Origin of the sequence: Serratia sp. CY44782, from assembly GCF_052168715.1 — a bacterium.
Lineage (GTDB): Bacteria > Pseudomonadota > Gammaproteobacteria > Enterobacterales > Enterobacteriaceae > Serratia > Serratia nevei.
In genome coordinates, this window is the sequence record NZ_JBJNME010000014.1 from 70,110 (window position 1) to 76,109 (window position 6,000).

Annotated in this window: 5 protein-coding genes; 3 read left to right on the forward strand and 2 right to left on the reverse strand. The window is 43.2% G+C overall.

Annotation, left to right across the window (positions count from 1 at the left end):
• The first annotated feature begins 16 nt into the window (after window positions 1-16).
• Genes ACJ8HT_RS23085 through ACJ8HT_RS23095 form a run of 3 tightly spaced genes read left to right on the forward strand, consistent with a single transcriptional unit; the run spans window position 17 to window position 2,199 of the window.
• On the forward strand, window positions 17-670 hold the full coding sequence (locus ACJ8HT_RS23085; protein ID WP_041036393.1) for a DUF3313 domain-containing protein: 654 nt from the start codon (window positions 17-19) through the stop codon (window positions 668-670).
• 38 nt (window positions 671-708) lie between these two features.
• Complete coding sequence (locus ACJ8HT_RS23090) at window positions 709-1,053, forward strand: DUF3302 domain-containing protein (protein ID WP_197653494.1); 345 nt, start codon at window positions 709-711, stop codon at window positions 1,051-1,053.
• A gap of 9 nt (window positions 1,054-1,062) precedes the next feature.
• A complete protein-coding gene (locus ACJ8HT_RS23095) occupies window positions 1,063-2,199 on the forward strand; it encodes an HlyD family secretion protein (RefSeq protein WP_197653493.1) in 1,137 nt (378 codons plus the stop codon).
• A 241-nt stretch (window positions 2,200-2,440) separates the two neighbouring features.
• Here ACJ8HT_RS23095 and ACJ8HT_RS23100 read toward each other — a convergent pair whose 3' ends face one another.
• Together ACJ8HT_RS23100 and ACJ8HT_RS23105 are read right to left on the reverse strand one after the other, a co-directional pair.
• The gene (locus ACJ8HT_RS23100; RefSeq protein WP_197653492.1) at window positions 2,441-3,118 is read right to left on the reverse strand and encodes an HNH endonuclease; all 678 of its coding nucleotides are present in this window, start codon (window positions 3,116-3,118) and stop codon (window positions 2,441-2,443) included.
• 429 nt (window positions 3,119-3,547) lie between these two features.
• Complete coding sequence (locus ACJ8HT_RS23105; RefSeq protein WP_197653491.1) at window positions 3,548-5,518, reverse strand: hypothetical protein; 1,971 nt, start codon at window positions 5,516-5,518, stop codon at window positions 3,548-3,550.
• Window positions 5,519-6,000 lie beyond the last annotated feature (482 nt).

Here is a 6,000-nt window from a genome sequence, read left to right on the forward strand (position 1 = left end):
AAAGAGAAACCCGTCAATGAAAGTGACAAGAGCGGTTATTTTGCCTGCGCTGTTATTACTGGCCGCGTGTTCTTCCGCCGTGACCGAAAAAGAAAAGTACTCGACCTTTTTGACCAATTATAACGATATCAATAAAGGTCAATCCGCGTCCGGCAAAGACGTTTTATATTGGAAGGATAAGAACGTCGATTTTTCCCGTTATCAATATCTGGTTTATCAACCGATGATCTATTTCCCGCGGCCGAAACCGAGCGAGATGGTGAGCCAGCGCGCACTCGACAATATCCTGAATTACACCAACCAGCAGTTTAAGCAGGCGATGGGTACCCACTTTACGCTGGTGGACATGCCGCGCGAGCATACCCTGATTTTCCGCGGCGCCATCACGGCGATCGACACGCAGAAGAAGGGGCTGCAGATCTATGAAGTCTTGCCGATCACCCTGCTGATCGCCGCGACGCAAAGCGTAACCGGGCACCGCACCATGGAGAGTGCGGTCTATATGGAAGGCGAGTTTATCGATGCGGCGACTAATCAGCCGGTCATTAAAGTGGTGCGCAAGGCTTCAGGGGAAAATCTCAATAACGAGAAAGCGCAGCTTAAAGTCACCGACGTGAAGAATGCCATCGATACCATCGCCAACGATATTAGACAATATAACACGCTATAAACCTCGTTTATTTCCGCTATGACCAATCAGGGCTTTACATGTTTCTTAATTATTTTGCTTTAGGCGTACTGATTGCGGTATTCCTGATTTTATTCTACGGCGTCATTATTATTCATGACATTCCCTATTTGCTGGCCAAAAAGCGCCAGCACCCGCATCAAGATGCGATTCACGTCGCCGGCTGGGTCAGCCTGTTTACGCTGCACGCTATTTGGCCACTGCTGTGGATCTGGGCCACACTCTATCGGCCGGGACGCGGTTGGGGCATGAGTGAGAAGGCAGAACCTTCAACGGACCTGCAGGCGCGCATTGCGCTGCTCGAAGCCGAATTGCAACGCCTGCAGGAAAAGCCGACGGCGGTTTCCGGCCCTACGGTAAGTTGAGCGTAGCCTATGGATTTGCTCATTATTCTCAGCTACGTGGCGCTGAGCTACGGCGTATTTAAACTGTTCCGCATTCCGGTTAATAAATGGACCGTGCCGACCGCCGTGCTCGGCGGGATCGTTATCGTCGGCGCGTTGATTTTGACGATGAACTACAACCATCCGTACAGCGATCGGGCGCAGAAAATTGCCGTTTCTGTGCCGATGGTGCCGCAGGTCTCGGGCATGATCGTTGAGGTGACGGAGAAAACCAACGTGCTGCTGCGCAAAGGCGAGGTGCTGTTCCGTCTCGACGACAGCCGCTACCGCGCGCGGCTCACCAGGCTGGAGGCGGATCTGGCCGGGGCAGAGGCGGAGATCAGAACGCGCCGGGCGGCGCTCAGCGAGTCCGCCGCCAACGTGCAGCGGGCTAATGCGGAGTACGAGCGTGCCCGCAAGGACTACCAGCGCTATGCGAAAGGGGCGGCGATGCCAGTCAACCCGTTCTCGGAGCAGGACGTCAGCCATGCGCAGCAGCAGTACCAGGCGCAATCCGCCGCGCTGCAGGCGGCGAAAGCCCAGTTCCAGCAGGAACAGGCGTGGTTGTCCGGGCGCTACGACGGCGAAGACGCCGCGATAGCCAGCCTGAAATCGCAGATTGCCGAAGCACGCTACAACCTGGAACAAACGGTGGTGCGTGCGCCGAGCGACGGTTATGTCACGCAGGTACTGGCGCGGCCGGGTACGGCGGCGGTTCGCCTGCCGTTCAAGCCGGTGATGATCTTTATCCCGCAGCAAAAGCGCCAGGTGGTGGCGGTGTTCCGCCAGAACGCCATCCTGCGCTTGGCGCAGGGGGACCAGGCCGAGGTGGTGTTCAACGGCTTGCCGGGGCAGGTTTATGGCGGCACCGTAAGCCGGGTGTTGCCGGCGATACCGGACGGCAGCTACCAGGCCAGCGGCGCACTGCAGGGCCTGAGCGCCACGCCGGGCCGGGAAGGGGTGTACGTGATGATTGACCTGGCGGCCAATCCGGATCTGGATCATCTACCCGACGGCGTGAGCGCTCAGGCGGCGGTCTATACCGGGCACTTCGAGCACGTCTCCGTGATGCGCAAAGTGCTGCTGCGTATGACCAGCTGGCTGCATTACCTTTATCTGGATCACTAGCATGCATTGGCCCGGAACAGCCCGGGCCGTGGGGCGAGCCTTCGGAATACGACAAAAACAAAAAAGCCCGCAACCGAAGTTGTGGGCTTTTTCGCTATTATCGCCGGGTGAACTTGGCAAATGGTTAGTGAAGTTTACAAATGATCAAATTTAAAACTATTAAGAATGCACTAAAGATATTAATAATATTATGCCAGGTTTTAATTTCGAATAATTAGGGGCTATGTCTGAAATGTAAGGGTTAATATAGATCAACTCGAGTGTGCATTAGATTTGAAGAGAACTGTACGGCCCTGATAGTTGCGCCTTCATTTGTATATCCACCTCTCAATAATGATAACTCAAAGTCACTAATTAATCCTGCTCGCTTAAACAACCCAGGGATATACTCAGACTTTAATCTTTTATTGCAATTATCACATAGTGTTACTAAGTTGCGGTAGCTAGTTTCCCCGCCTCTTGAATAGGGCACAACATGTTGTAATGTCAAGTTTTCCGTATTAGAGCAAAGTACACATTGGTTGTTATCTCTATCAAGGATACGTTTCTTGAATTTTCCTCTAAATGTACGTTTTCTTACTGATGGTGATGCAAGGTTTATGTCAGTAAATGAGCCAAAAGGAGTTACCATACATTTTCTTTTTTTCAGCCAGTGAGGAATGAATTCTCTAGCGAAGTTTACCTCAACTATTCCCCATCCTTGAATGCAAGTCCAGTTATAAAAAGACTTCTCATCTAAAATTAAGCAATATTCCTTTCCCATATCATTCAGAGCGGTGATGAATTTATTGACTGTAATTATTGATGGCTCTCGTACTTCTAGTGTTTCCCCCCAGGGAGGGCAACTATGGGTGTAAGTGGAGAAGTAGCTATAACCACCGCAAACAAATCTCAAGTCAAATACATAAGCGTTTTTCATACTACTCCTTATTTGTGAGAGGGCTGATATGGCCTGGTTATTGGATGTTAATATTCTAAGGGTTAATTATATACGAGTATCATATGACTTGTAGCTACTTATTAAAATTAAGGTAAAGTGGTCTGGTATCTGACTCTGGTCGCTACTTCTTTATTTGTTAGATTCATGTAATAAGTGTATTGATTATATTTTAATATTCGGTTTTAGATGTGGCAGTTTTGCCTTGTTACCTTCAGGTTTATATGTGTTTCATTCCATGTTGTAGACTTGTTGTTGGTGTAATATATCTGTCCATATATGGTTTTATACGTTTTCCTATTCTAGAGAGGTTTTTAATCAGTGAAAATTGCTGTCGGTCCTAACCTGTTATATCATCTATTAGATGACGCCCAATGAAGTGGTAAAATAAAACATTGGGCGCGAAAGTTGCTAGTGACTACTGGTCGTCACTTCATCCTGTGTGGTAAGTAGTTCATCGAGGTCACTTGCGTAATAACGATGTGGTTTTGATTCTTTATCAATTTTAATATGTCCCTCCCTTTCTAAAACCCGGCCTCCCCATGCTGAGATCTTTTGTCTTGTACAACCAACGGCATCAGCTATCTCACGAGCTGTCATAGCTTCACTAAATGTTAGTTGAGTTATTAATCCCAGTATCTTAATTTCAACTTCCGCGAAATTCCCATGTGTGACAGGTGCATCTTGATGAATTATCTCAATGAGTTTTTCATCGTCTTCGAAGCATCGTTTTATCTTTACTTTTATAAGTTCAGCTTCATCATATATTTTGTTACATTTAGGGCACTTGTAGCTTTTACGTTTGGTTTTTACAAAATAAGGGTCATATTTTGATAGGACTCCATCGTAGATAAAGCGTATTGGTGTATAATCATCTTTTCTATTGGCATATTTAATATTGTTTTCTAGGCATACATCATAATCTATAGCATAAAGATTATAGCTCCCGCCATGCTTAGAAACGACGTTTTCCGATATGAAATGTAACATGAAATTTTCGCATAAAACGTTGAGATAATCCCTTCTGGAAGGATCAATCATCATATGGCTTGCGGCTCTATCAGGGAATTTACTCTTTTCTTGTAATGCTTTCTCAATTATTGAGTTCCATATATCCATATTAAATGGTGGTATTAATCCTTTCTTTGAACTACCAGTGAATTGTTTCTGATAGGTTTTTCTCGCACATGTGATACCGTAGTTTATTTCAGCCAAACCAATTTTAGAGTCTTGTGAGTTGGCTCGGGCTTGAATAAATGCATTTTGAAGTATTATTCCGATAGTTCTAGATACTCCAATTGTTTCCCTTGTTATACGGTAGAATATTTCATCTTTGTTACCTTTAAATATATCATTGAATTTTAAGTTTGGACAAAATTTCTCTATCCTTTTATTTATTAGTTGTTCAACGAAAACTTGCATTTTATTAATTCCGGCGATAGCACCATCAAATCGTTCTACATACTCATTAAAATCGAGTGGAATGGCAAAAATGTCTCTCCCGATGATTATTTTATCTCCAAAGTCATATCTATCTGTTATTACTCCAACTTTGAAGAACATCCCAATTCTTGAACCTAAAAACAATTTAAGTAAAGAGCTGAATTTATTCTGTGATTCTGAGTTTAGATCGGAGTATTCATCTATGAATATATATATGGCATCAAGGTTTGCTTTGTTTTTTATTTGGCTTATTTTATTAAGGAAATCTTGAACATTAAGGCCTTTTATTTTTGTATGAGTGGTGCTAGTAGATTTCTCTATTGAGTCAGAGATTCCCGTGTTTACTTCTGCTGTTGAAAAATCTGATTTCGCTGAAATATTAACATCGGATTTATGTTTTTTTTGATTGTTTTCTTCAACTTTTCTGCCGGCGCTAATTGTTATTCCTTCAACAAGTATTTTTTCAATGTAATCTAGATCGTCTAGTGCAGGGTTTTCCTTCTTAAAGATAATTAGGTGCCTTTCATTAAACATTAGTGCTAACTGTTTTTTTAAGGATTCTATTATTTGTCTGATAAAATGGATTTCTATTAATTCTAGATCGCTGGTTGAGTCAAAGATATCAATGCAAGTGCTTAGATCTATAAATATAGGGAGTACTTTTTTTGGGCCAAGTAGCGAATTCGTGTCTTTAAGCTCTGGTGATATTGATTTTAAACACTCATAATATCCACGAAGCAGATTGGTTGTTTTCCCTGTGCCGCGTCGTCCTGAGATGAAGTTGTCTTGCTTTTGAAGAAGGCCGTTTAATATTCCAAAATAATCAATGAAATAATCTTCAAGTAAAGATAGTTCTTTAATATTATCTAAAGAAATATAATCTGCACGTAAGATTGAGTTAAATGCTGTGCTAATGTTATCTTTGTCTGCTGAGTTCATATTAACGTTCCTTTGTTAACCATTTCAATTTTAATTATTAATTGTGTTTGTGGTGTGCAAAATTCCATCATAAATTGTATAGTATTAGGTCTTCGCTACCGTTATGATAGGTACCGACACCCTATACTAATATCAATATGTTCATTAACCAGTGTTTTATGCGCTATCATTTCTCTAACAAGACTAAACTACATGTGACTAATTTTCCATTAAAATAATTACGTTCTAAGCAGACTTGTTAAGTCTAAAGCTTGCGAACTGTTTTGTGATAAAGAAATTAGAGCATCCAAGTCGTAAAAATTTTCGAGTTTCTAGTAAGTTAAAAGTTATATCCACGTCAGAATTTGAGTTGGATAAGTAAGCGTGATCTCCTCCCTGAAAACAGTACCAGTCTAAACTGAAGTATCCGGTCGTTCTTCCCTCTCACAGCGAGGCACATCGCCATGAAAAAGACCCGTTATACCGAAGAACAGATTGCGTTT